The following is a 21,883-nucleotide window of genomic DNA, read 5'->3' on the forward strand; positions in this document are numbered from 1 at the left end:
AGTTGCATGAATCATCTGCACAATGACCGTTCTGTTGCCCGCGATGCGATCATCGAGGCTATCGACATGGTACCCATCGGCAGCTACCTGCCGGCGGACGGCGGCTACGGCAGCGCGCGGGAAATTGGCCATGCGCGTATGGCTACCCTGGTGTTCGTGCGCTTTGCCACCGGCATTATCGGTATCGGCGAATGCTACGGGCCGCCCAAGACCACGCTTGCCTATCTGGATATTCTGCGCGAGGCCTACGTGGGGCAGAGCGCCTTCGACCATCGAGTGATCTGGCGGCGAATGACCAACGTGCTCTACCACGTGCGCGCCCAGAGCCAGCTTGCCGCAGCGATAAGCGGGCTGGATATTGCGCTTCATGACGGCATCGGCAAGCTTCTGGGGCTGCCGATTTACCGGCTTCTGGGTGGGGAAGAGCAGGCGTCGGTTCAGGTCTACGCCTCCGGCGGCTATTTCCATGAGCCGGCGGCGCTGCCGCTGGAAGCGCAGCTCGAGCGCGTGGCGGGGCAGTTCGACGGCTACAAGATCAAGATTGGCCACGGCATCCAAAGCGATATCGAGCGCATGCAGAGCGCTCGGCGCATTCTGGGCGATGACGTGGCCATCATGGCGGATATCAACGGCGCCTACACGGCGGATACCGCCCTGGAGTCCATGGCCGCCCTGGCATCACTTCGCCCTTACTGGATCGAGGAGCCGGTGGCGCCGGAAGACCTTCCCGGCTTCCGCCGCCTGGCGTCGCGCCGCCAAGGGCGTATCGCGGCGGGGGAAGCCTCGGTCAATGCGGTCGAGTTTCGCGAGCTGGCCGCCACCGGCGGTGTCGATGTGCTGATGCCGGACCTCAACCTGTGTGGCGGCTACGTAGAAGCGCTGCGCATTGCCGATATGGCTCAGTTGAACGGCTTGAGAATCTCGCCCCACGTGTGGGGGAGCGCGGTGGGCATCATGGCCGCTGCCCACTTCGCCGCCGCGCTGCCGCCGCACCCACATCCCGACCGCAACCATACGCCGACCTGGGTCGAGTTTGACGTATCGGCAAACAACCCTCTGCGCGAAGCGCTGTTGACCTCACCCTTGAGCCTCGACCGCGGCCGCCTCGCCCTGCCCAGCGCTCCGGGGCTGGGTATCGAGATCGATGAAGAGCGGCTTGAAGCGCTCAAGATTGATGTCTAGGTAGGTATGTGCCTGCGGGCTGCTAGTACTACTTGACGCTCGCACGGCACTATAAAAAATAGCGAGAAATAATATATTTAGACGGTCTCACCATGAAAAATTATAAATAGCGTTATCTGTCGCTAAGTGATTTATTAAAAAAATAATCATAAACTATTGAGAAGCTATATTATTGCCACGAGTGAAAATAGTGCTACCAGTAAAAAAAGAGCAATATAAATGGAATTGCTATTTTTAATAGTGGTCGCGCCAAAGCGATTTTCTCCACTGGTACCGGGCATAAAAAGCATCAATAGAAGAAGAATGGGAAAAGCGATTGGTACGAAGAATATCAATAGCCACCAACCTGACGTATTAAAATCATTTAACCTTCTTTTACAAACGATCATTGCCAGTACTAAAGCGATGACAGAGAAAAAAATCATGCAGATATCCAGCACATCGCTCCAACTAGGATAGTAAAGCTGCAAAACAACGCTGATGGTGGAGTTAACGGTGGCCCAAATTGTTAATATAATTAATGAGTAAGTCAGGAAACGAACCCTTCCAAGCCGACCGCGACTATCCAAAATATCTAGTTTGGAGCCTGAATGTTCAAATCTGTTACTATCGTGTATCGAAGTTTTGGATAATAGGTTCATAGATGGTCTTCCAATAAATTTAGTTGAAATGTCAATATTTACTTAGAAATATTAGTGCTCGATGTAACAACTCATAAATAAAAATTATCTTTAAATATCATAATATTAGCAGGTTTGTCCACTTTTTTATTAAGTAAAAATCGCTTCATTCATGTAAGCCCTCAAAAAATCATAATTTTACGATATGCCTATAGCAGCTCCTCAGTAGAGCTTGAATCTCGACTACGTAAGGTGATTTAGGGCACCTTTACTTACTTGATCGAGTTGCTATCACTGTCTGCCTTGTCCTCAATAATGTGGTCAATATGTCAGATCTAGAGTCCTCATAGCCGCTTTTACCCAACACATGACGTGCCCGTACGACTAAACGAATTACCTATAGATTAGTTAACATTAGCGCTAGTTAAACAGGGCCTGGAAGCGCTCAAGTGATGGGACACGATGCACATTGCCATCAGGTCAACAGGCCAAGAATTGAGAAGACATAGTGCAGTGTGAAAACCGGGGCTGCAAAGCCGATCAACGGCGGATCAAACAGCATACCGGCGTAACCCAGGATCGCCACATTTGCGATAGCATCCCTAGGAGGCGTATTGGGGGCGTTGGCCGTGTACGTTAATGCCAGTACTTGAATGCGCGTAGTCCAGGACTGAATAGGCTTCGATTGAGAAAGAACATGGCGGCTACCATGAGCTAGATACTGCGGTTAGGCATGTCGATTCTCCGTAGCTGAACAGTCCTCCTAGTGCGGGTTTACTTCTTGAACAGGCTGTGGGGCAGGCGCGCGATTGGGGCGCTCTGCCATGATGCGTGCCAGGCGCTCAAGCGCCAGCTCAAGGCGCTCGATCAGGCCTTCCAGCAGGACCCGACGGTCGGCGGGGACGTTGCCATGGGCCTTGATGGCTTCATCCAGCTGCTGGCCCGCTGCGTGAATGCCCTGGGGCATCTGGCCGTTGGCGCTCTGCTCGAAGCCGTTGGCCAGGGCGCGCAGCAGCTGCTGGTGGGCGCGGCGGATAAGTGGGTGAGGGGCGTCGTCCAGGCGGTCGCGCAGGCGTAGCGTGGCGGTGCCAAGGTCGAGCCCGGTCAGGCCCAGAATGAACAGGTGGCGCTGCTCTTCGGGCAGCATGTCGTCGTGCTGGGCGAGTTGCAGGAGCCGGTCGGCCATATGGCCGCTGAAGCGGGTTTCGGCGGCGCGAATCGAGCGCCTGCGCAGCAGGTGAATATCCTTGGAAATCGCCTTGATCAGGCGCCGCCGCCGCAGCCGTGCGCCGGGCCCGGGCAGCAGGCGAAAGCCCATCACCACGCAGGTCAGCCCGATCACAACGGCGACTACCCGATTGGCAAAGCTGTCGAAGGAGAAATCCATGCCGTTGCCGGGCATGGTCAGCAGAATGTTGAAGATGGCAAAGGCCAGGCAGTAGCCCATGGTGGCCGGGTTGGTGGCACCCAGTAGCCCCAGAAACAGCGGCGTGCCGAAGATCATCGCCAGCATGGGGAAGCCGTGGGCCTGGGAAAGCAGTACGTGGCCAAACAGAAACGCGCTGGGGATGGCCGCCAGCATGCCCTTATAGAACATCATGGTGATGGCAACCGGGTTTTCACGGCTGGCAAAGAACGCCGAGAACAGCGTGCCCAGCATCATGGCAATCATGGCGCTTTGCCAGGCGGTCACGATCCAGAACAGTGCCAGCACGCCGAATACGATACCCGCGCGCAGGCCGTTGATGCTGGCGCTCAGGCGGTCACGGTGCCAGGCCAATGGTGCGGAGCGAAGCGTGTGGCTGGCCGGGGAGGCAATCGCCTCGCGGGCATCGAGCATGACCATGGCGTGGCCGATGGATTCGCGCAGCCCCAGGCGCAGCCGCCGGTCAAGCGGGGCGGGCGCGCCTTGGTCATCGCACTCGTGCACCTGATGGCGCAGCGCCTGAAGTGCCTTGCGCGCATCGGCCACGCCCTTGACGTGCTCTGCCTCACGAAACCCTTGCGCCACCTGGCAGGCAAGCGTGAGGCTTTGCGGGTCGAGCCGGTCGGCGTGGTCGTGCATCAGCTGGTGCAGCGCCTGTAAATTGGCAAAAAAGCGCAGCGTACGCCGGGTAAGCACGTGAGTGGCGCGCACGCGGCCGGCGCCTTCAGGGCCTTCAAAACGGGCTGCCTGGCTGTCGGTTTCCAGTAGCGTCAAAGGGCCCAGGCTTTCGCGCAGGGCCGCTTGCATGGCGGGAATATCATCGCTGGCTTCAAGGCGCAGGGCGGCGTGTTCGAACGCCTGGTTGATCACCATGTCGGCTTGGGTCGCCAGGTGGGTGCCGACCCGGCTTGGCCACAACAGCGAACTGACCAGCATCGCGCAGATGGCCCCCAGCCCCAGCTCTGAAAGGCGCGCGGCAGCAATCTCGAAAATGCCGGCGGGGGTGCTGTTGCTGGAGATCACCACGATCAGCATCGCGGTTACCGCCGCCATCAGGCAGCCGTAGGTGTAGTTGTTGCGCCACAGCGAACCCACATAGGTGCACAGCATGATCCACAGCGTCAGGGTAATCAGCGCCGGGATGCGGGCCTGGGCGAACAGCGCCATGATGACGATGCCCGCCACGGCGCCGATAAAGGTGCCGCCCAGCTGGCAGATACCTTTTTCGATCACCATGCCGCTCATCGGGCGAACCTGCAGGAAGGCGGCCGACATCAGCGCCCAGTAAGGGCGCTCCAGATCAAACCAGAGCGCCACATAGAGCGCAAGCATCATCGCCAGCGTGGTCTTGATGGCAAACTTGACCGCTGTGGCGCTGGGCATGAGGTAGGTTTGAACGAGCGGCGGCATGGCTTACTCGGGCTGCGCGGCGGGGCGCACGCGTACCGTGGCCGTCATGCCCACACTGAGCAGCGTGTCGTCCGGCAGGTCATCCAGCGCGATGCGTACCGGGATGCGCTGTGCCAGGCGCACCCAGTTGAAGGTAGGCGCTACCTGAGGCAGCAACTGCTGGTTCAGGCTGGTGTTGCTGTCGGCGATGCCCCGGCCAATGCCTGCCACGTGGCCGTTCAAGTGCGTATCGCCGTTCATCAGCACGACATCCACCGGGTCACCGACACTGATCGTCGCCATCTTGGTCTCTTCGAAATAGCCCACCACGTAGTAGGAGTTGGCGGCGATCAGCGCCAGCACAGGAGTGCCGCGATTGACATAGTTGCCGGCAGCAAACTGCACGTTGAGCACGTGGCCGCTGACGGGGGCGGTAACCTGGGTGCGCTCCAGGTCAAGCTCGGCGCTGGCCAGGTCAGCCTCGGCCTGCTGCAGATCGGCGGCGGCAATGCGCGAATTGACCTGGGCGATCTGCTGGTCCTCGGCGCTGATGGCCCGGTTGCTGCTCAGCTGGTTGCGCCGGCCCTCTTCGGCACGGTTGAGTTCAAGCGTCGCCTGGCGATGACCCACCGTCGCCTGAGCCTTGTCCACCGCCGCCTGATAGCGTGCGTCATCTATCTCAAACAGCGTATCGCCCTGAGCCACGTAGTCGGTATCGGCCACGTTGAGGGTGCCCACCCAGCCTGAAACGTCCGGGGCGATGGTGACGACTTCGGCATGCACGCGGGCGTCCCGTGTCCAGGGGGTATAGAGATAGTAGCGCCACAGCCAGATGCCGGCAGCAACGGCAATCGCCACAATGACCAGGGTAAGCAGGATACGAAGCGAATGGCGCATCGGAAATTCTCTCTTAAGGACGTTCTCAAGGGCTCGCAAGCAGAATGGTAAACACAAAGGTAATGCCAGCCGTGAGGATGACAAACAGCGACAGGTCGAACCAGGCCGCGTACCACAGCGTATGCTGGCCCAGCAGCCAGTGAAGCAGCGTGCGTATTGCAAGCGTGGCAACGAAGCCGAGCAGCGCAAATATCAGCAGCGGGCTGAGGTAAATGCCGCCAAACGCGATTTCTTGAAGACCCATAACGTCCTTCGTGGCCTGAAGTCATGTAAAAGGAGAAGAGCTTAGCGAGTTATTGAATAGATGCCAGCTGTTTTACGCATCTTCAGCATAGTGAAGTTGCGTAGAGGTTGCCTTGGCGGCAGCTCATGAAGCGCCTTTACATGATGTTCAATGGCCTTGAAGGCTGGGCGCGGCCATTGAGAAAGCAAGTGCTTAATTAGACAAATGAGAACTATTCTTTAGTCTTAGCGTCGAACTCACTTACTGACAGGTAGTTGGAGAAGACTCTTGCTGATCAAAAAGAAGAAAGCCCGGTCGCATACCGAAGATCGTTGCCTGGCACTGGTACTTGCGACGGCTGCCGGTATTCTCAATGCCATGGCGCTCGGCGCCTTTGGCTTTCTGCCTTCGCACATGACCGGCAATGCCTCTCAGATGTCGAGCGAAGTGGCCACTTCCGATACCCATGGCCTCATGTTTCTGGCCGCGCTGCTCATGGCCTTTGTCATCGGCAGTATGCTTGCACGCGTTGTGGTCATCGCGGGGGAGAAGTTCAGAACCATCTTCTGTCTTATTCTTCTGGCTGAAGGAGTGGCGTTGACTGCCTTGTCGGTGTTCGAGATTTTCATGTTCTCGGAGAGATTTAACGCCGAAGTGTTGGTCATGCTGGGGTTCTTGATGGGGGTGCACAACTCGACGTCAACGCAGCTGTCGAATGGCCGGGTGAGATCAACGCACGTGACCGGCACGCTGACGGATGCCGGTATTGCGCTGGGCTCGTTCCTGCTGTCTTTCATGTCTCCCGACAAGTCGCTGGACCGGCATGCTTTTCGCAAGCAGCTATATACCCACCTGACGACGATCTTTTCATTTCTGGGCGGGTGCATGATCGGGTTGGCGCTGTTTGATCTGTTTGGCTTCAGGGCCATGCTGGCTCTGGGCGTGTGCTTGGTTGTCGTTGCCGTGAGTGCCATCGTGGTCACGGTACGTACGGCCAGCAGGCTGATGGTTCCTGTAAGGACAAGCGGATAGGCAGGTGTGCCCACCCTGCGGGGTGGGCTTCTTGAAGCGTTCAGTCCGGGTATCTACGGAAATCTAACGATCTCTCTCCAGACTCTGCACCGTAAGATCCAGCGCCTTGTACATGTCCAGACGAGCGGAGAGGCCGATATCTGGATGATCCAGCTCGTTGGCCCTTTCCGAGGGAATGATGGGCGCGGTCAGATCGTCGGCATCCACCGGCTCGAAGTCGTACTCCTCGCCAATGGTCATGGCGCTGCGCCGTAGCAGCATGCGCAGCTGCGCTGGCGTAAGCGCTGGGGAGATCGACATCATGGCCGCCAGCAGGCCGCCCACCAGCGGCGTCGAGTAGGAGGTGCCGCAGTGGGCTTCACCGCGCTCGCCTTCTACCAGCGAAGACCCACGCACACAGGCCGCGGCGGTGATGTCCACGCGCATGTCGATATTCGACGCATCGCGCTTGACCACGTAATCGGGGTCATCTACCTCGACATCCTGCTCGCTGCGCTCATGCCCGCCCACCACGAACAGCTGGTCGGTCACGAAGGAGGAGGGCAGGCGGTATTCGTCTCTGCTGGAAAAGGAGGATGCGTTGCCCGCCGAGTTCACGACCACCACCTCCGGATGTTCGCGGCGCAGCCACAGGAAGAACTCTTCTAAAAGCTCCTCGTAGCCGCTCATGGCAATCCCCGAGCGCACCAGCGAATCGACCTCTTTTCCTTCGATATCGATAGCGCCTACCCGATGAATGCCCCAGCTCCAGTTGAGTACCCGAACGCCGTCTTCCACCAGGTTCACCGAAGCGGCGATATTGGCGGTAATCCCGGCATCCGAATTGCGGTCCACGATGACCTCAAAGCCTGGGCTTACCTCGTCCAGCCCACGCAGAAAGCCGCTATTGCCGCCCGCATTCCAGGCTGCGGCATACACCCCTGCCACCGTGGTTCCGTGGCCGTCGGGTTTGGCGGCGTCGCGCGCGTAAACGCAGGTTCTGGGCGTACCCGCTTGGCAGTCGCCCAGGTAGTCGGCAAAATCCGGCGCGTCAAAATCGACATCGCGCTCGATCACCCCGATGCGTACCGGGTGTGTGTCGATATCTCCACTTCGAGGCAGGCGGCGCTGGTAGTAATTCACCGCATCCAGAAAGCGATTGGAAGCCCACTCCTGATCATCCTCGGCGGGCGGCGTGCCCGTTTCGCGCTCGATGCTCTCTTCAGCTCCCGACTCTTCGATGACGACGGCATCCACGCTGACCTCGCTACCTAGCCGCAGTACCAGTGCATCCCGCTCGTCAAGATTGCTGGCGGGCAGGCGCAGCTGATAAGTGTTGAGCGGCGGAATCTGGCCCACCACTTCGGCGCCGTACTTCTCGGCCAGACGCTGAGCCTCCTCGGCGCCATCGTGGCTTTCTTCGATAATCAAGCTGATCAGGTCCACGTAGGTGGTCAGGCCGTCCATGTTCCTGGCCACTTCCTGATCCGTCGCGGCCAGCACATGGCTGCCCTTGAGGCTGAGCCAGACGGGATTGCTTGCCTGCTCGCGCTGCTCAAACCAGAGCGGGCCACTTTGCGCCTCGGCCGTGGAAATTCGCACTCGCACCTTGTCGTTATCCTGGCGCAGGTGTTCAGCGGGAAGCGGGGTGCCGTTCAGCTTCACCGCAAAGCCACTGTCATCGAGCCCATTGACCTGTAGACAGAATTCCTGAGTATCTTGCTCCAGCAGGTTGCCACAGCGCTGTAGCTGTTCAATGCGCAAGGGTTCGTCTGCGGCGCTGCTCGCTGACCACATCAACAGCAGCGCCGAAGCCAACCCGCTTGTGCGCCAATACGTTACCGCCATCGTCTTACTCCACGGGGCTTGGGGAAGGAAAGGTAGACAGCATAAACGTATCGGCTGAACGCAACGTGAACGTGCCCGCGCCCGGCCCGAAGGCTTTGCGGCCACGGTTTAACTTTTTATCAATCTAACGCTTCGCCTTGCGTCATGCATGAGCGTAAGCTGTAATTCGTTTCTTTATCTTCACCGATATGGATAGATCAGCTTACGGCTGATGGTTGGTGCAGACTTTTTGTCCCCCACCTGAATGAATAAGGCACCTATGAAAGCAAAAAGCTTATGGCCTGCATGGATGGTTCTGGTCTTTACGCTCTGCTTTTCCAGCGCATGCCTGGCGCAGGCTCAGGGTGAAGAGAGCGAAGATACCCGCTGGTTCTCGGTTGATGCGATCAACGAAGGGCTAGCGGAAGCGCCCGAAGACATGAGCCTGGCAACGCCGCGCGAGACACTGCGCAATTTTCTGGAGCTTACCGACGACGAGGAGTTTACCGCCGCCGCCCATGTGCTCAATCTTTCTGCTTTTTCAAGCGGTGAGCAGCAGGAGCGTGGGGCAGAGCTTGCCAGACAGCTTGCCGAGGTGCTGCGGCGGGGCGAGTGGCTGAATGCGTCGAACCTTTCCGGGCGCCAGGATGCGGCCATTGAAGACCCCTCCGGGCAGAATCCGCGGGCCGGTGAACCGCGCCGTGACATCGAGGTGGCCTCGCTCAAGGCAGGTGGCCAGACTTACGATATTCGCCTGGGTCGTTACCGGGTAGAGGATGACGATCCTATCTGGCTGATCATGCCGGACAGCGTTTCCGCCATTCCGTTGCTGTATGACGAGTATGGGCCTTCCATGCTAGAGGAGTATATTCCCGAGCGCCTGAAGGCCTCGTTTGGCATGCTCAAGCTCTGGGAATGGATAGCCATTCCGGTATTCGTGCTGATCATCGGCTCCGTCGGGTGGGCGGTGTACAGCCTCGTCGGGCTAGTGGCAAAGCTTGTGCCCTCCGGGGCGCGCAGCATCTTTGCTGCGCGCATCAAGGGGCCGGTGGCGCTGATCGTGATGTCGCTGGTCACCCAGACGCTGCTCGATTACGTGGTGTCCTTCTCGGCCGTGGCCACCACGACATTCCGGGTAGTGCTGATTGCGGTCATGGCCTGGGGCGTGGGCACGATCGCCCTGCGCCTGGTCGATACCATCATGCTGCGCATGACGCGCCGCCTGGTGGGGGAAATCGACGATACCAAGCCCAAGGATGAGCGCAAGCTGCTGACCACGCTGTACGCGCTGCGCCGCGGTATCATTCTGCTGACGGTCATTGCCGTTTCAGTTTATGTGCTCAGTCAGATACAGCTTTTCGAGACCCTGGGGCTTTCGATCATGGCCTCGGCCAGCGTACTGGCCGTGCTCGTGGGTATCGCGGGTCAGGCGGTGCTGGGTAACATTCTTGCGTCTTTCCAGCTGTCGTTGGCCAAGCCCATCCGCATCGGTGATCTGGTGATCTTTGAAGGCCAGTGGTGCTACGTGGAAGGCATCTTCTATACGTTCATCCGTTTGAGGGTATGGGATGAGCGACGCCTGATCGTGCCGGTCACGTATTTCACCTCCAAGCCCTTTGAAAACCTCTCGGTGAAAAGCGCCAAGATGTATCGAAGCCTTGAGCTGGTTGTGCACCTGAGTGCGGATATCTCGCTTATTCGAGAAAAGTTTCTGGAGTATGCCGAGCAAGAGGACTGCGTGATCGAAAACCACAAGCTACTTCTCTACGTCACGGGCCAGACTGCTCATGCCCAGACGGTGACCGGCTACCTGATGACCTCCGACCCGCTTTCGGGCTGGTCGGCAGAGATGAATATTCGCGAAAAGCTGATCACGTTCATTCGCGATAATCATCCCGAATGGTGGCCGCGCGAGGTCATGGTGATCAGCCATCGCGATGTGACAAAAGGCCATGGGACGAATAACCCCAAGACCGCCAAGACCTCGAAAGATGATGGCGAGGAGAAGACCGAGAAAACCGGTGATGACGCGCCTGAATCTGCGATAGAAGAAGATCGGGATGAGGCAGAAGAAGACCGGGATGAGACGGAACGCCCGGATAGCGACGCTGAAACCGAAGACACTGAGAAGCACGAAAAGCCCAGGCGTTCAGCCGATTCGGAAAAAACGGTGAAAGCAAGGCGCGCTGACGACGAAGACAGCACCGATGAGGCAGAGCGCTCGGACGATGAGTCTTCCAAGCGCTGATCTGATGCGTAGCGCTAAAGTGCTGCCGCCCGCCAACGTAATGCTCGGCGGGCGGTGGCGTAATCCTTAAGAGAAAACGCGGAAGCGCTCTTCGTCGTCCATGAAGGTCTTCTCGCCAAACGGCGCTTCGTGAGAGCCGAAGGGCATCTGAGCACGCAGTTTCCAGGAAGCCGGCAGGTCCCAGGTCTGGAAGACCGCTTCATCAATGATCGGGTTGTAGTGCTGCAGGCTGGCGCCGATGTCTGACTCGGAAAGCGCGGTCCACACCGCAAACTGGGCGATGCCGGTTGAGTGCTCTGACCAGACGGGGAAGTTGTCGGCGTAGAGCGGGAATTTTTCCTGCAATTCCTTGACCACGTCCTGGTCTTCGAAGAACAGCACGGTGCCCGCACCGGCGGAAAAGCTGTTGACTTTCTGCTCGGTGGCGGCGAACGCCTCTGCCGGCACGATCTTGCGCAGAGTGTCCATCACCAGCTGCCAGAACGCTTCGTGCTGGTCGTTGAACAGAATCACCGCCCGCGAGCTTTGCGAGTTGAAGGAAGAGGGGGCCTGCTTCACGGCTTCCTTGATAAGCGCGGTCACCACCGTTGAGCTGATCGGAAGATCTTTGCCAATAACGTATTGGCTACGGCGCTGCTTGTAGATATTGATAGCGGAGTTAGGCACAAGCGCCTCCTCAATGATTGGTAGAACCCCTGAGGAAAGCGGCTCTCAGGACCGAGGCGAAATTTAAACTACTCTGTTCAAGGAAACCATGGAGAAATGTCAGCGCTTTAAGTGAAAAAAATCCTCGTATTGGTACCTCAAGTTTTGCTGAAAACGGCCAGCAGCAATGGCGCTTCAAGAGCGCCATTGCTGTGCCTGTAAAGCAGGCAATTCAGCGGCAGATTGCGCTATTGCGCGGTTTTATCATGACGCGGATGGCGCGGTGCTTTCGGCAAGCTTCGCCTTGGCCAGGCGTTTGGCCCCGGCAATATCAGGCTTGCCCGAACCCAGGCTTGGCAGCGCTTCAACGGTAAACCAGTAGCTTGGTACCATCATCGGCGAGGCGCCGTTTTCCAGCATGGCCGCGCGTGCCGCCTGGGTGTCCAGGGGCGTCTCGGAAAGCAGCACGATACGCTCGCCCTTGCTTGCATCCGGCACGCTGACCGCCATGAGTGCGGTGTCCAGGTCGGGCAGCGTGGCTTTTACTGCCTGCTCTACCGAGGCAAGTCCCACCATTTCGCCGCCAATCTTGGCAAACCTCGAGTAGCGGTCAACGATGAACAGAAAGCCGTCGTCGTCCAGATACCCCTTGTCGCCCGTGACATACCAGCGCTGGCCGTGGAGCTCGCGCAGTACGCTCTCTGTTCGCGCGGTATCGCCAAGATAACCCTGCATGACCTGAGGGCCGCTGATCAGGATCATTCCGGCGTCACCGGTGGCGAGTTCGGTAAAGCTTTCCGGATCGACGATCTTGAAGCTGGTGCCGGGCAGCGGCATGCCTACGCTGCCTATCTTGGCGCCGCGCTGTACCTGCAGGTAGTTGATATCCAGGGCATCCGGCAGGTTGACTGCGGCTACCGGCGCCGTTTCAGTAGCGCCGTAACCTTCGAAGATCAGCTTGTGGAATTTCCTCTGGAAGGCTTCGCGCACGCTGTCATCGACTTTCTCCGCCCCGGCAACCACCACGCGCAGGCTGTCCAGCATGAGCGGGTGAACCTTGGGGCTGCGGGTGAACAGGCGCAGAAAGCTGGACGTGCCGCACATGATCGTCACGCGGTGCTTGGCAATGGCCTTGGCGATGCCGGTAGCGTCGGTAGGGTCCGGGTGACACACCAGCGGCAGACCCTCGATGAGCGGCAAGAATTGCGTCACTGTGAGGCCAAAGGCATGGAACAGCGGCAGCGACGCCATCATGACATCGTCGTGCTCGGTATTCAGCGCATCAGACGTCTGCTTGATATTGGCCATCAGGTTGTGGTGGCTAAGCATGACGCCCTTGGGCGCGCCTTCGCTGCCACTGGAAAACAGGATGGCCGCGGTGGCATCGCCGCAGTGAGAGCGGCTAAAGCATTGGCGCAGAATCCCGGTAGGCAACAGGCGCACGGCCAGCCACATGCTCAGCCGCTCGGCACGACCGATCGAGGCCTGCAGCGTTTCCAGGTAGACCACGCGGTAATTGGCCAGCAGGGCATCTACCTCCAACCCGCGCTGGGCAAGCTTCTCCACAAAGCGCTGTGAGGTGAATACGGTACTGATATCGGCCTGAGAGAGTGCGGACGCCAGGGCCTCCTGGCTTGCGGTGTAGTTGAGATTGACCACTGTCTTGCCCGCCTGCAGGGTGGCCATATTGGCAAGCACCCCGGCGCTGCTGGTAGGGAGCAGCAGGCCCACATTCTGTGCCGGGCTGAGTTTGCGGATTCGCCGGGCCATCATCAGGCTGGCGGCCAGCGCCGTGCCGGCCTTGAGCGGGCGGCTCAGCGAGTCGGCCAGGGCAAGCTCCCCCGGGCGGCGTTTGACGCTTCTGATCCACGCATCGGGCAGGGTTTGCAGGTCATCCATGGCGTGCTGCCAGGAACGCGTGGCCTGATCAAAGATGCGCCGCTTGAGCACGTCCGCCGGGGTCTCCTTGGGCAGCGGTTCGCCAAAGGCGACGATGACCGAGCGGTGCAGCGGCGCGTTGCGCAGCGCCTTGAGCTTGCTCGATGAGCGCGAAAACTGGCTGCCCCACAGGCCGCGCAGATAGAACGGCACGATCTTGACATCCGGGTTGGCCATTTCGCAGGCGCGCCGATAGCCGCTGCGAAACTCGCCCAGTTGGCCGGTACGGCTGATCGCACCCTCGGGAAACAGGCACACCACTTCACCGGCATTCAACTGCTCGGCCACGGCTGCCAGCGCCTGGCTTGCGTTTTCGCCGCGCTCGATGGGAATACAGCCCAGCGCCTTGAAGAACCCGCGCAGGTACCAGCGCTCATAGACGCTTCTCAGCATCACGAAACGCACCGGGCGAGGGCTTGCGATCTGTACCATGGCCCAGTCCACCCAACTGATATGGTTACCCAGCAGCAGCACGCCCCCTTGAGAAGGCAGGTTCTCCAAACCATGCACATCTACCCGGTAGTGGCGCGTCAGCAGGAAGCTGAGCAGAAAGCGCACCAGGCTCTGGGGCAGCTTGATCACGGTGTAGGCGCCGCCCACCAGGGCCACCGCTGCAATCAGCATCAGCAGGTAGCGACTGTCGGCACCGGCGAGCGCAAAGAGCGCGGTCACGATCAGAAAGCCCAGCATGGCCAGGTTCTGAATCCAGTTGTTGGCGGCCAGCACAGTGCCCAGCTCCCGCTCGGCGGCGTGAAACTGAATCAAAGCGTTCAGGGGCACGATGAACAGCCCGCCCATCAGGCCGATAAACACGAAGTTGAGCGCCTGGGTCAGCGGAGTGGAAAATAGCGGCAGGCAGCCAAGCCCTATGGCCACGCCCAGCGCGCCGACCGGAATCAGCCCGGTTTCGATACGGTTATGGGAAAACTTGCTGGCCAGCATCGAGCCCAGGGCGATCCCCACGCCGCTGGCAGCCAGAATACCTTGTAGCACCAGCGTATTATCGATGTTCAGCGCGGCTTTGGCGTAGGCTGGAAACGCGGCAAGCAGCACCTGGCCCACCGACCAGAAAGTGGCCAGGCCAATGATCGAAAGCCTGAGCACCGGCTGACGGGCCACGATGCTGAGGTTTTCGCGAGCGGTCTGGCCGCGCCAGTAGTGCTTCCAGGCGAGTTTTTCCTGCGGGGTGGCCGCGCTATCCAGCGGCAGACGGTAGAGTAAAAGTGCCTGCATGAGGCTATTGGCCACCAGCAGCCAGCCAAGTGGGGCAATGTGGCCAAGCATCTGGCCCGGCGTTTGATCGGTTGATATTACCCAGTGCTCGAACAGCGCGGTAAAGGCGACGGTGCCCGCCAGAATGGCGCCAATGGTGACTGCCTGAATCAGTCCGTTGGCCTCGGCCAGGCGCGGTTTGCCAAACAGCCCTTTTATCAGGCCATACTTGGCGGGCGAATAAAACGCTGACTGAACGGCCAGCAGCAGCGTCATGGCAAACGCTAGCCAGAACATGCCGTAATAGTAGGCGGCGGTAATACCCAGCGACACGCCGACCGCCGCCCAGGCAGAAAGGCGCAGAATGCGTACTTTGGGGTGGGCGTTGGCCGCGTGCCCGGCGGGGGTGAACAGTAGAATGAACGGCAGCAGGATCAGTGCGTTGACCAGCGCGGTCAGCACGATCTGCGTGGTGCCCTCATAGCTTTTGAAGATCGTGTTCTGAATGACGATCTTGTGGCCCAGATCAACGAAGGCGTTGAGGAAAATGGCGATCAGGTAGGGCCAGGCGCCCGGCGTACGGAGCAGTCGTTGCATGAGTCGTCAGCCTTATGGTTGTGTTGAAGTCAGAAGGACTTTCCGTGACGGCTGCATTTTACGCAACCTTCGCACGACAAGTTGCGTTATTCGTGCGGTAAAGTATCGTTATAAGCTACTTTTCCCAGGAGGTCAGTGTGTCTCAAACCGGTTCGCTGCTCGATGCCCTGAAACGCCAGCTTCGCGCACAGGGCAAGACCTATGCCGATGTGGCCCAGTGGCTTGGGCTAAGCGAGGCCTCGGTCAAGCGCATGTTCGCCGAGCGCCATGTCACGCTAGCACGCCTTGAGTGCATGTGTGAGCGGCTCGACATTGAATTTGCCGAACTCGTTCACGCCATGCAGGCCGACGAGCGGCGCCTGCAGGAGCTTACTCAGGCCCAGGAGCAGAGCATCGCCGACGACCACGAACTGTTTCTGGTCGCGGTATGCGTGCTCAACGGCTACAGCTTTGCCGATATTCATCGCCAGTACCAGTTGAGCGAGGCGGAGTGTACCCGCCAGCTATTGAAGCTCGAGCGGCTGGCGCTGATCGAGCTTCTGCCCGGCAACCGGATCCGGCGTCGGGTAGCCCCCAATTTCCGCTGGCGCCCTGGTGGGCCCATACAGCAGTTCTTCCAACAGTATATTGCCAACGAGTTCTTTCGCTCGCGCTTTGACAGCGAAAGCGAAAAGCTGCTGGTGCTCAACGGCTTGTTATCCCGGGCGGGCAACGACGAGTGGCAACAGATCATGCAGCGCCTGGCCAAGGAGTTTCACGAACTCTGCCAGCGGGAAAGTGCACTACCCATCACCCAGCGTTTTGGTACCACCTCGGTGCTGGCGGTGCGTCAGTGGCAGCACGGGTTGTTCAAGGATTACGCGCGCGAGTCGCCGCAAAAATAAAATACAGAAGGGTAGTGAAGGCCTGCGTGTTTTAGTACGCTCTGGCCGGTTCAGGCGAACAGGCCTTTTCAGTTACCATTTCAGCTACCATCGTTTGAGATATCTCATGACCCGCAACCGCGTTATCCCGCGTGCCGTGTATGAATAGCCTGCCGTTTGAAGCCTTGGCCTGCCCGCTCGACGGCGACCCGCTCACTCAAGCCGGCGGCACATGGCGCTGTGCGGCGGGGCACAGTTTTGATATTGCCAAGCAGGGGTATGTGAATCTGCTGCCGGTTCAGCGCAAGCGCTCCGCTGACCCCGGCGACAGCAAAGCCATGGTCGCCGCGCGCCAGCGCTTTCTGAACGCAGGCTATTATCAGCCGATCGCCGAGGCGGTAAGCGAGGCCGTGCTTGAGGATAGAGCCGAAGGCGCGACTCTTGCGTGCCTGGATGCGGGTTGTGGCGAAGGTTATTACCTGCGCCAACTGGCTAACGCCGCAACGGATGCAGCGCCGCTTGAGTTGATTGGCCTGGATATCTCGAAGTGGGCCGTACTGGCCGCCGCCAAACAGGGTATTGCCGGACAGAAAAGCCCGATTGGCGCAACCTGGGTCGTCGGCAGCAACGCCAATCTCCCCGTGCAGGCACAGGCACTGGATAGGCTGCTGTGCATGTTCGGGTTTCCCGTGGTGGAGGAGTTTGCGCGAGTGCTCAAGCCGGGCGGCGTCTGGCTTCAGGTGGAGGCCGGGCCAAATCATCTGCGCGAGCTTCGCGAGGTCATCTACCCGACGCTCAAACCCGAGCGCGTAAGTAATGCACCGGTCCCGGAAGGGTTTACGCAGGCGAATACCCAAACGCTGAACTACTCGTTAACGCTGGAGGGTAAAGCGGCGATTGCCGATTTACTGGCGATGACACCGCACCTTTACCGGGCAACGGCTGAGGGCCGGGAGAGGGCGGCCGCCCTTGAGGCATTGAGCGTGACCGTAGACGTGCAGCTGAGCAAGCTCGTTCGCAACGGTTAGTCCAGACCTATTGAGCGTAGGGGTAGCTAACCTTGCGCTGTAGCTCATGTCTTCATGTAACGCCCAAACGCAACAAGGCCCGCATGAGCGGGCCTTGTGGGGCGGACCGAAGTCCGCACAAACTGTTAATCTAAAAGATTAAGAAGTTTGCTTGATGTTAGAAGCCTGAAGGCCTTTTTTACCCTGGGTAACGTCAAAAGAAACGCTAGCGCCTTCTTGAAGGGTTTTGAAGCCGTCGGACTGAATTTCGGAGAAGTGGGCGAACAGGTCGTCGCTGCCGTCAGAAGGAGCGATGAAACCGAAGCCTTTAGTGTCGTTGAACCATTTAACTGTGCCAGTTGCCATGATTAGATCCTTTCGCGCATATGCGCTGTAATAAAGTTCCTGGTATTACCCAGATTAAGTAGCGGGTGAAACAAGGAATACAATATCAGGCTTGCCGAAAAAGATCGTACACTTCTGAAACCATGCTGCTTGCTAACCAACTGACGCTACAGTGTCACGATTATCTCCGCGCGTCAAAGGCTTTTTGTATTTATTTTCCAGGCCTCGGGTAATATTTCACGCTTGGGCACCGCTGACTATCTCGCGAGTGCTAAGTATTTAATACTCATTGCTTAATGACGGCGCTTGCGCATGGTGAGCTGTAATGCCGCCCCCAAGGCAGCAAGCCCGCCAGCGCTTAAAGCAAGCATCCCGACAGGCAAAGCGTTAGAGAGCATAAGCCCGCCCGCTGCGGCCCCGATGGTGAATGAAATGCGCCGCGGCCGGATTCAAAAAAGCACGCGGTACACGCCCCATGCGAAGGAGTGCGCTACCTTGTGCTCGAGGGCTTGGGGGCGGCCACCTTCGAGCACACCTCGCTGATCGTGGATGAGGACCGACATCTGCGTCTGGTGTACTACGCTTTGCGTGACGAGCAGGACACCCCGGCGTTTCACGCCTGGCTGCGCGAAGGGAGCAGCGAATCGGCATGAGCGCCAAACTCAGCCGTTATACTTTGACCGACTATTGCCCAACCACGGTGACCAGATGAGCTGGCTTTTAAAACGTTACATGAATACCTCATTGATTCTTCGCGTCACCATCGCGCTGGTGCTCGGCGTTGTGGTGGGGCTTGTGGGCGGTGACGCCGTTGCCACATGGCTTGGGCCGGTGGGTGATCTGCTGCTGCGCCTGCTGACGTTTTTGATCGTGCCTATCGTGCTGTTTACGCTGATGGTGGGTATCAATCAGTCCCGCGAGGGCAGCGTGGGGCGCGTGGGGGGCAAGGTGTTTGCCTACTATCTCGTCTCCACGGCGCTGGCGATTGTCGTGGGACTGAGCGTGGCTTCGCTGTTCAGCCCGGGAAGTGGCATGACGCTGGACGAGAATGCCAGCTTCACGGCACCGGAAAACCCCGGCCTGGTTGATGTCATTCTCGGTATTGTGCCGAGCAACATCATCGGCGCCTTTGCCGAGCAGAACCTGCTGGGCATTATCTTTACCGCGCTGGTGTTCGGGTTTGCGCTGCTGAAGCTGCGGCAAAGTGCCCAGCCGGCAGCGGCCGAGCGTTTGTATGAGGTAATCGAAGGCTTGAACAGCGTCACGCTCAAGGTAATGGCCGGTGTGCTGCACGTGGTGCCCATCGGCGTGTTCGCCATCGTGTCCGAGACGGTCAGCCAGCAGGGCCTGGATACGCTGCTGTCGCTGGGCGACATGGTGATGGTGCTGTATATCGCACTCGCCCTGCAACTGGTGATCTACTGCGTGATCATGCGCCTGTTCGGCGTGAGACTTCGAACCTTCTTTCGCGAAGCGCGCACGCCCATGGCCACTGCGTTTGCCACACAGAGCAGCTCCGGCACCTTGCCACTGACCATCAACGCGGCGCGGCGGCTGGGGATTTCGCGCAGCGTGTACGGATTCAGCCTGCCGCTCGGGGCTACGCTCAATATGGATGGCGCGGCGATTCGCATCGCGATTTCCGCCGTTTTCGCCGCCAACGTGATCGGCGCACCGCTCGATTTTGTCAGCATGGTGCAGATCGTGCTGATCGGCACCTTGGTGTCGGTAGGTACCGCTGGTGTGCCAGGGGCGGGGATCATCATGATCGCTACGGTGTTTGCCCAGGTAGGACTACCCATCGAAACCGTGGTGCTGTTGACCGCCATCGATGCCCTGGTGGGGATGGGCGCCACTGCGTTGAACGTGACCGGCGACTTGGTAGGCACCACAGTGATCGCCCGCAGTGAAGGCGAAAAGCTCAGCGAAACGCCCGTCGAGGCAGACGACCCTTCCGCCGTCAGCCGTTAACCTGCAACGTAGGTGGAATAAAAAAGCCGCCTGGGCGTGAGCTCAGGCGGCTTGGATATTCGTTGGCGGCTTTTCAGGCTAGTGCTTCAAAATCACATAAAATGCGTGAATGATGCCGGGAATGAAGCCAAACAGGGTCAGGATGATATTGAGCCAGAAATGTCCCTTGAGGCCCACCTCAAAAAATACGCCCAGTGGCGGTAAGATGATGGCAAAAATCATCTTGATCGGATCTGTTGCAGTAAGCGCCATAAAGCCTCCTTTGCTTAATCGGTACGTTACTACTTGCAAGTGTAGACGCAAGGTTCAAACTTAGCGAACCGCTGCGCTTACGATTGACCCGGCGTTTTCGTTAGGGTTCATCAGGTTGCAGCCGGTTCTTATCAAAACAAGGGGAAGGGAAGCCATGTACAAACTATTGCCACCCTCGCTGATGCTGGCGGGCTGGGCGATGTCGGGGTCAGCCTGGGCGCAGAGTGCGCCACCGTCATCTGCTGAGGCGCTGCCGACCGTTGAGGTCAGCGCGCCGCGCCTGGCGCGGGAGCTTTATGCCACACCGGCTGCGGTTTCCACCATCGACCGCGAAACCATCGCTCAGGGGCAGCAGCGTGTGCGCCTGGATGAGGCGTTGGTAGGCGTTCCCGGGGTCTTCTTGCAAAACCGTGACAACTTCGCTCAGGGCCAGCGCATTTCCATTCGTGGCTTTGGCGCCCGCGCTCCGTTTGGCGTGCGCGGCATCACGGTAATGGTGGATGGCATTCCCTACACGCTTCCCGACGGCCAGGCGCAGCTGGATGCCATCGACCTGGATAGCGCCGAGCGTATCGAGGTCATCCGTGGCCCTTCATCGGTACTTTACGGCAACGCCGCTGGCGGGGTGATCGATATCACCACCGCCGATGGGCGTAGTGACCTAGGCTCCAGGCTGCGCGTCGAGGCGGGTAGCGATGGCTATCAGAAGCTTTCACTGCAAAACGGCGGGCAAAACGGCGACTGGTCGCACCACGTCAGCTTGTCTGCCCTGAACGTGGATGGTTATCGGGACCAGAGTTCCACCGAGAAGTACCTGCTCAACGCCAAGCTGCGTCGCGAGCTGGGTAGCGAGCGCGCCTTGACCGCGATCGTGAATCTGCTGGAAAACCCGCGCTCGGAAGACCCCGGCGCGCTGAATGCCAACGAGGTAGCGCGTGGGCGCCATCAGGCCGCGCCAAATTCGCGGGCCTTGGACGCTCACCAGAGTGTCGACCAGCAGTTGGTAGGGCTTCAGTATGAAGACCTGGCGGCCGGCCCCGGTGAGCTCTATCTCAAGGGGTTTATCGCCCGGCGCGATTTTGAACAGCAGTTGCCTTATGTCGGCGACAGCCGCTTGGGTTATCAGCGCGACTATATGGGCGTAAGCGGTGAGTACCACCACGGCATCATGCTTGGCGAGCTGCCGTTTGACTATGTGGCGGGCGTGGATATTGCCCGCCAGGACGATGACCGGTTCCGGCGGCGCGTCAATGCGCAGGGCGGCGTGGGCGAGCAGGTGGCGGATGAAACCCAGAAGGCAACCTCGGCCGGGGTATTCGGGCAGGGGGACCTGGGCTTGACCGATCAACTGACGCTTTCGCTGGGCGCACGGTTTGACCGAATCGACCTGGATGTGGATGACCGCTATCTTGCCGATGGTGATCAAAGCGGAGACCGCACTTTCAACGAATGGAGCGGCTCGGCCGGACTCAGCTACCGTTATCGCCCCGAACACCAGGTGTATCTCAATACCGGTACCGCCTTTGAAACCCCGACGTTCTCCGAGTTTGCCAACCCGGCCGGCGGCGGCTTCAACCCGTCCATAGAGCCGCAAAAAGCCTGGAACCGTGAAGTGGGCATGCGCGGTTATATCGAGCCGCTGGCCATGGATTACGATGTGGCGCTGTTCTCGGTGCGCGTGCGCGATGAGCTGGTGCCTTATGATGAAGGCGGGCGCACCTTTTACCAGAATGCGGGCGATACCAACCGCGACGGCGTGGAGCTTTCCCTGGGCTGGCAGTTTGCCGACCAGTGGCGGCTGAACAGTGCGTTGACCCTCGCTCGCTACGAGTTCGATGCGTTCTCCACGCCAAGCGAGCGTTTTGACGGGAATCGCATTCCCGGGCTGCCCGAACAGACCTGGATCAACCAGTTGACCTGGCAGGGGCTTGCCGAGCGCTTTGCAACGCTCGAGACCGAGTATATCGGCGACATGGTGGCAGATAACGCCAACGAAACCGATATCGACAGCTACTGGCTGGTCAACCTGCGGGTAGGTGATGGCTGGCGCCTGGGCGGCGATACGCTTTTGAACGCTTACGTAGGCGTGCGCAACCTGCTGGACGAGGAGCACTACGCCAACGTGCGCCTGAACGGCACCTTCGGCCGTTACTATGAGCCGGCGCCGGGGCGCAGCGTTTATGGTGGGGTAGAGGTGCGTTTTTAAGGCTTCGCGTTCATCGAACGGACC

The 21,883-nt window shown here is 59.1% G+C and carries 17 protein-coding genes; 8 read left to right on the forward strand and 9 right to left on the reverse strand.

The window, feature by feature from the left end; translation table 11 throughout:
• The first annotated feature begins 6 nt into the window (after window positions 1-6).
• A complete protein-coding gene (locus B0H98_RS07285; protein WP_106374405.1) occupies window positions 7-1,182 on the forward strand; it encodes a mandelate racemase/muconate lactonizing enzyme family protein in 1,176 nt (391 codons plus the stop codon).
• 164 nt (window positions 1,183-1,346) lie between these two features.
• On the opposite strand, the gene B0H98_RS07290 is transcribed toward B0H98_RS07285, so the two are convergent.
• The 4 genes from B0H98_RS07290 to B0H98_RS07305 form a co-directional block, all read right to left on the reverse strand.
• On the reverse strand, window positions 1,347-1,823 hold the full coding sequence (locus B0H98_RS07290) for a DUF805 domain-containing protein (protein ID WP_106374406.1): 477 nt from the start codon (window positions 1,821-1,823) through the stop codon (window positions 1,347-1,349).
• Between the two features lie 742 nt (window positions 1,824-2,565).
• A complete protein-coding gene (locus B0H98_RS07295) occupies window positions 2,566-4,638 on the reverse strand; it encodes an FUSC family protein (protein WP_106374407.1) in 2,073 nt (690 codons plus the stop codon).
• 3 nt (window positions 4,639-4,641) lie between these two features.
• On the reverse strand, window positions 4,642-5,514 hold the full coding sequence (locus tag B0H98_RS07300; protein WP_106374408.1) for an efflux RND transporter periplasmic adaptor subunit: 873 nt from the start codon (window positions 5,512-5,514) through the stop codon (window positions 4,642-4,644).
• Between the two features lie 25 nt (window positions 5,515-5,539).
• Window positions 5,540-5,758: a DUF1656 domain-containing protein gene (locus B0H98_RS07305; RefSeq protein ID WP_106374409.1), complete on the reverse strand. Its 219-nt coding sequence runs from the start codon at window positions 5,756-5,758 to the stop codon at window positions 5,540-5,542.
• 267 nt (window positions 5,759-6,025) lie between these two features.
• Between B0H98_RS07305 and B0H98_RS07310 the strand changes: the two genes are divergently transcribed.
• Complete coding sequence (locus B0H98_RS07310) at window positions 6,026-6,769, forward strand: YoaK family protein (RefSeq protein WP_106374410.1); 744 nt, start codon at window positions 6,026-6,028, stop codon at window positions 6,767-6,769.
• A gap of 63 nt (window positions 6,770-6,832) precedes the next feature.
• On the opposite strand, the gene B0H98_RS07315 is transcribed toward B0H98_RS07310, so the two are convergent.
• Window positions 6,833-8,596: a S8/S53 family peptidase gene (locus B0H98_RS07315; protein WP_106374411.1), complete on the reverse strand. Its 1,764-nt coding sequence runs from the start codon at window positions 8,594-8,596 to the stop codon at window positions 6,833-6,835.
• A gap of 259 nt (window positions 8,597-8,855) precedes the next feature.
• On the opposite strand from B0H98_RS07315, the gene B0H98_RS07320 reads away from it, so the two are divergent.
• Complete coding sequence (locus B0H98_RS07320) at window positions 8,856-10,823, forward strand: mechanosensitive ion channel family protein (protein WP_106374412.1); 1,968 nt, start codon at window positions 8,856-8,858, stop codon at window positions 10,821-10,823.
• Window positions 10,824-10,889: 66 nt separating this feature from the next.
• Here B0H98_RS07320 and B0H98_RS07325 read toward each other — a convergent pair whose 3' ends face one another.
• Both B0H98_RS07325 and B0H98_RS07330 read right to left on the reverse strand, forming a co-directional pair.
• A complete protein-coding gene (locus B0H98_RS07325; RefSeq protein WP_106374413.1) occupies window positions 10,890-11,489 on the reverse strand; it encodes a nitroreductase family protein in 600 nt (199 codons plus the stop codon).
• A 243-nt stretch (window positions 11,490-11,732) separates the two neighbouring features.
• Entirely contained in the window at window positions 11,733-15,215 is a 3,483-nt protein-coding gene (locus tag B0H98_RS07330; protein ID WP_106374414.1) for an acyl-[ACP]--phospholipid O-acyltransferase, read from the reverse strand.
• 137 nt (window positions 15,216-15,352) lie between these two features.
• Between B0H98_RS07330 and B0H98_RS07335 the strand changes: the two genes are divergently transcribed.
• Both B0H98_RS07335 and B0H98_RS07340 read left to right on the forward strand, forming a co-directional pair.
• The gene (locus tag B0H98_RS07335; protein WP_106374415.1) at window positions 15,353-16,099 is read left to right on the forward strand and encodes a helix-turn-helix domain-containing protein; all 747 of its coding nucleotides are present in this window, start codon (window positions 15,353-15,355) and stop codon (window positions 16,097-16,099) included.
• Between the two features lie 140 nt (window positions 16,100-16,239).
• Window positions 16,240-17,106, forward strand: coding sequence for a putative RNA methyltransferase (locus tag B0H98_RS07340; protein WP_106374416.1), 867 nt, complete (start codon window positions 16,240-16,242; stop codon window positions 17,104-17,106).
• A 138-nt stretch (window positions 17,107-17,244) separates the two neighbouring features.
• Here the strand turns inward: B0H98_RS07340 and B0H98_RS07345 are convergent, their stop codons facing one another.
• Window positions 17,245-17,451: a cold-shock protein gene (locus B0H98_RS07345; RefSeq protein WP_018917934.1), complete on the reverse strand. Its 207-nt coding sequence runs from the start codon at window positions 17,449-17,451 to the stop codon at window positions 17,245-17,247.
• 476 nt (window positions 17,452-17,927) lie between these two features.
• Here B0H98_RS07345 and B0H98_RS17045 point away from each other — a divergent pair, with 476 nt between their 5' ends.
• A complete protein-coding gene (locus B0H98_RS17045; protein WP_167392651.1) occupies window positions 17,928-18,083 on the forward strand; it encodes a hypothetical protein in 156 nt (51 codons plus the stop codon).
• Between the two features lie 55 nt (window positions 18,084-18,138).
• Entirely contained in the window at window positions 18,139-19,401 is a 1,263-nt protein-coding gene (locus B0H98_RS07355) for a dicarboxylate/amino acid:cation symporter (RefSeq protein ID WP_106374417.1), read from the forward strand.
• A gap of 78 nt (window positions 19,402-19,479) precedes the next feature.
• Here B0H98_RS07355 and B0H98_RS07360 read toward each other — a convergent pair whose 3' ends face one another.
• Window positions 19,480-19,653 (reverse strand): YqaE/Pmp3 family membrane protein, encoded by a 174-nt coding sequence (locus B0H98_RS07360; protein WP_106374418.1) that lies wholly within the window; start codon window positions 19,651-19,653, stop codon window positions 19,480-19,482.
• A gap of 154 nt (window positions 19,654-19,807) precedes the next feature.
• On the opposite strand from B0H98_RS07360, the gene B0H98_RS07365 reads away from it, so the two are divergent.
• The gene (locus tag B0H98_RS07365; protein ID WP_106374419.1) at window positions 19,808-21,859 is read left to right on the forward strand and encodes a TonB-dependent receptor family protein; all 2,052 of its coding nucleotides are present in this window, start codon (window positions 19,808-19,810) and stop codon (window positions 21,857-21,859) included.
• Window positions 21,860-21,883: the final 24 nt, after the last annotated feature.

This window comes from Vreelandella songnenensis (genome assembly GCF_003002925.1).
Classification (GTDB): domain Bacteria; phylum Pseudomonadota; class Gammaproteobacteria; order Pseudomonadales; family Halomonadaceae; genus Vreelandella; species Vreelandella songnenensis.

Bases quoted from the DNA above. Each gene is read 5' to 3' on its own strand.
- B0H98_RS07345 (WP_018917934.1), bottom strand. From the start codon at position 17,451: ATGGCAACTGGCACAGTTAAATGGTTCAACGACACTAAAGGCTTCGGT.
- B0H98_RS07285 (WP_106374405.1), top strand. From the start codon at position 7: ATGAATCATCTGCACAATGACCGTTCTGTTGCCCGCGATGCGATCATC.
- B0H98_RS07305 (WP_106374409.1), bottom strand. From the start codon at position 5,758: ATGGGTCTTCAAGAAATCGCGTTTGGCGGCATTTACCTCAGCCCGCTG.
- B0H98_RS07340 (WP_106374416.1), top strand. From the start codon at position 16,240: ATGAATAGCCTGCCGTTTGAAGCCTTGGCCTGCCCGCTCGACGGCGAC.
- B0H98_RS07320 (WP_106374412.1), top strand. From the start codon at position 8,856: ATGAAAGCAAAAAGCTTATGGCCTGCATGGATGGTTCTGGTCTTTACG.
- B0H98_RS07300 (WP_106374408.1), bottom strand. From the start codon at position 5,514: ATGCGCCATTCGCTTCGTATCCTGCTTACCCTGGTCATTGTGGCGATT.
- B0H98_RS07290 (WP_106374406.1), bottom strand. From the start codon at position 1,823: ATGAACCTATTATCCAAAACTTCGATACACGATAGTAACAGATTTGAA.
- B0H98_RS07365 (WP_106374419.1), top strand. From the start codon at position 19,808: ATGTACAAACTATTGCCACCCTCGCTGATGCTGGCGGGCTGGGCGATG.
- B0H98_RS07355 (WP_106374417.1), top strand. From the start codon at position 18,139: ATGAGCTGGCTTTTAAAACGTTACATGAATACCTCATTGATTCTTCGC.
- B0H98_RS07295 (WP_106374407.1), bottom strand. From the start codon at position 4,638: ATGCCGCCGCTCGTTCAAACCTACCTCATGCCCAGCGCCACAGCGGTC.
- B0H98_RS07360 (WP_106374418.1), bottom strand. From the start codon at position 19,653: ATGGCGCTTACTGCAACAGATCCGATCAAGATGATTTTTGCCATCATC.
- B0H98_RS07330 (WP_106374414.1), bottom strand. From the start codon at position 15,215: ATGCAACGACTGCTCCGTACGCCGGGCGCCTGGCCCTACCTGATCGCC.
- B0H98_RS07315 (WP_106374411.1), bottom strand. From the start codon at position 8,596: ATGGCGGTAACGTATTGGCGCACAAGCGGGTTGGCTTCGGCGCTGCTG.